General features: G+C 31.6%; 5 protein-coding genes. 1 reads left to right on the top strand and 4 read right to left on the bottom strand.

What is annotated here, in order from left to right:
• Positions 1-123: 123 nt before the first annotated feature.
• From C8N37_RS22905 to C8N37_RS22615, 4 genes are all read right to left on the bottom strand, one after another.
• Positions 124-291, bottom strand: a complete 168-nt coding sequence (locus C8N37_RS22905) for a hypothetical protein (RefSeq protein WP_170114585.1) — start codon at positions 289-291, stop codon at positions 124-126.
• Between the two features lie 17 nt (positions 292-308).
• Positions 309-1,208, bottom strand: a complete 900-nt coding sequence (locus C8N37_RS22625) for a hypothetical protein (protein WP_108161035.1) — start codon at positions 1,206-1,208, stop codon at positions 309-311.
• A gap of 151 nt (positions 1,209-1,359) precedes the next feature.
• Positions 1,360-2,094: an SMI1/KNR4 family protein gene (locus C8N37_RS22620; protein WP_108161034.1), complete on the bottom strand. Its 735-nt coding sequence runs from the start codon at positions 2,092-2,094 to the stop codon at positions 1,360-1,362.
• Between the two features lie 181 nt (positions 2,095-2,275).
• Positions 2,276-2,674 carry a hypothetical protein gene (locus tag C8N37_RS22615; protein WP_146171133.1) on the bottom strand — a complete coding sequence of 133 codons (399 nt, stop codon included), beginning with the start codon at positions 2,672-2,674 and terminating at the stop codon, positions 2,276-2,278.
• 395 nt (positions 2,675-3,069) lie between these two features.
• Here C8N37_RS22615 and C8N37_RS22610 point away from each other — a divergent pair.
• The coding region (locus C8N37_RS22610) for a hypothetical protein (RefSeq protein WP_146171132.1) at positions 3,070-3,329 on the top strand (260 nt) is incomplete at its 3' end.

Raw genomic sequence — 3,329 nt, 5'->3', positions numbered from 1 at the left:
TTGTTTTAAGGCAATTTTAAATTCATTTCTGTCGAACCCTAATTCTTCGTTCTTTTTTGATTTGAATAGATAATGATAATTGTAGTAATTCCAAACCATTTTTAGCACTGGACTATCGTGTACTTATAGGAGCTCTACATACTGTTTCTCCTGATAAGCTAAATCACCAATTACATTAATGAGATTTACGTAATCTTCTAATATATCATCTGGAATATCTTGTTTTGCAAAACCTTTCATTATTCGATTGGGCGAGTAAATGATAGCTTCCGATGGTAATAAATCCTTCATGTTAAGTAGCCATTGTGCTAAATTAATAGGAGGATTAAAGCTTTTGTCATTATCCTTAAGTAACTGGAGTTAATCGTGTGAGCATATAGGATCTTTCCATTTTTCCATGTAAGCAATTTATCATTTTGATCAATATCTTGATACCATATAAAAAACAAAGATGAAATATGTTTAAGTGGTTCATATTTAGAAATCCAGATATTATTGTTTTGACAAAAATTTGAAAAGATGTCTTTAGCAGTCATTACTTTACCGTAAACGATCCTATTGTTATTAACTCCTTTTTCCAAAACATAATCTGGATCAATCTTTTTATTGATGAGTTTTGATAGAGCGATTTGGAGAGAAAGAGGACTAAGTTTTAATTTCAATTTTTCTTTAAGAAACAGATATAAGGTAAGTGCATATTTAGGTTTGTTAAAATATCCATTTGAGATAAGTTTCTTTAAAATTTTTAATAAATCATTATTTACCTGTGCACGATTTCCTTTATTGATTTCAATTTTCCATCTATAATTTTTTTTTGTGCCGTCTATAAAGGAAACAGTAAACTTATAGTAGATTAATTCAGATTGAATATTTTTTTTAAAAATATAAGAACCCTGAATATCTATAGTTTCTTTACTTAAAAGTTGGTTTGGAATGATTTTCTGAATACCTGTAGAGGCAATGCTTGGTAAAATATCAAGAAATTCCGATTTAATATCTTCTTTGTTGAATGGATTGAGAATTTCAGTGAAATACTTATCATGCTTCCCGAATAGAAAGGAAACTTCTCTTTTTGTGATTCCTTTCTTTTTACAGATTCTATAAAAGTTGACAAGAATTTCGAAATCCATGCGCGACACATTATTCCTGCTACGGTTCTCTATTATATTTTTTTGTTTAATTCTTCTTCTTCCATTAAATCTTTCCATTGGCTAAGCAAATTATGAATTAAATCGCGCATTAGTATATCTGTTCAGATTAAAAGTATTGATAATCGGAACTACAAAATACTTTATAAATTTAAAGCACAAGAAGTAATCAACGCTGTTTTGGTTATTTTTACTTTGGATTTTCAACAGATTATTTACTAAAAAGCCTTGCGAAAAAGCCCTTTTTCTTATTCAATTTTTCGAATGCCCATATTAATTTCGACTCATGTCTCTTGATATGTGACACATCCGATCCTAATTTTCCCCAAGCAAAACCCGAATTATTTGATTTGTTTTGTAAATCCGCAAATAGATAATTTTCAGGAAATAGTGTAGCAAATCGTATTATATCTTCATCATGAGATTGTAGCATTGCTTCTCTTGGTATCAACCCGTAGTTTCTTTCCCATATATCGAAAACGGACTTCTCATGCACCTGATCTAGATGTGATTGTTTTCCCTTTTCCCCAAATTCGTCGATATGCAAAATAAATTCTTTTAGATTTTCGGAATGTTTTATGACAACAGCTGGATCGTGGCATACATAAAAAACATGGCCCCATTTGCCATTTTCATCTAAATCTAAAATCCAAAAATTTCCAAATCCGTCTCCCGCGAGTTGAATTGTATTTGGGAAAAAATCTTCAAAACCAAAGGTATTCACTGTATCAAAAGTAATCTTCTCAAGTGGTCCAAATTTAAAACCGCGAGCATACAAGAGTAATTGATGTATTTCTTCTGGTAAATTATTATTTGGAAGCTGGTTTTTTAATTTTTCAATTTCTTCATCAGTATAAGGAGGCTGTAAATCAATTTGATAAGATTCTCCATCTTCAGCAATGTAACTCTTGCTACTAAGAGATTGTAGTTGTTCTTTAACCGTCATACCTTTAATTTAGTTAAAATATATTTATACGTAATTGCTCATGTGTAATTTTCACCCTTGTTTCTGCTAGATATGCATTATCGTTGTCCAGCATTGGCAACGTTATTCAAATTACATTGATGACAGTGGTTTGAAAATTTCAGATGTTTCACTAATAAAGAAAACTCTTTTTGGCTATTTTTTATTTTTGTATGACCGCGATCGGTTTTGCTTCGAAGTTGTAATAACTGAATATTTCAGCTATTTCTTTATTATTCAATAATGTTAAATTAGCTTTCGCAAGTATCGCTTCCTCATCTTCCATTGAACGCATCAGGATGAGTTGATATACCTCTTTCTTTTTGTCCAGACCAATTTCTTTATGTGTTAACATGAATTTTTCATATGCCCTAGCCATCGCTAGCCAAATAGCTATTTCATTATCAGCGTTTTGGTCTCTCTTAAAGTTTGATATCGTTTCTTCTAAAGTGCTTGGATTAACTTCCGAAAAGGCTATCTGAATTTTTGTTATTTTTTCAATTTGGTCATTATTTAGCGTGTCATGAACAACTGGTCCCAAAGTCAAATCGTTTGCGTTCATTGTCTCATTATTTGTAGACTTATTATCTGTGTTACAGGATAAAATTGTTAATCCAAAAATTGCCATTAGTGATAATGTAACAAACTGTTTATTAAAAATTAAAATCATATTATTTATCTATTTTCATTGGTCTTAATTTGATTGGTATCGTATCATAACAACAAGTAACCCAAGATAAGCATGTTTTGTGATTTATTATAAAGTTGATTTAAACATTTAAACAAGCTCCGTATTTGTGCTGAAGAGTTTACCCGATCCACACAACTTCACCTAGCCATTTCCACCATTCACCGAGTTTTTAGTTGGTTTAGTCTAATTGCCATAAGATAGGGGCGATTTACACCCTACTTTTGAATCAACAAATAAGAACTAACAAACTATAATATAAAGACATTATGAACACTATAGCAAAAACATTTGCAGCAGCAGCCTTGATCGCAGTATCTACATTTAATATGGCAGCAGCAAAACCTGCAGGAGACAACTCTACAAAATCAAATGTCAACCTTTCCACAGCAGATCTCGCCATTGACCATTACGTAGCTGTTATGACCGAAGGACAGTCAGCAGGAGTAGAGCAACTGTTTACATCCGATTTCAGTCAGAAAGTACATGCATCAAACGATCAGACCAACAGCCGTTCAGAAGTTATTTC

The organism is Sphingobacterium faecium (assembly GCF_003054045.1).
Classification (GTDB): Bacteria; Bacteroidota; Bacteroidia; order Sphingobacteriales; family Sphingobacteriaceae; genus Sphingobacterium; species Sphingobacterium faecium.
The sequence above is the reverse complement of the archived record's forward strand: the minus strand, read 5'-3'. Positions and strand labels throughout refer to the sequence as shown.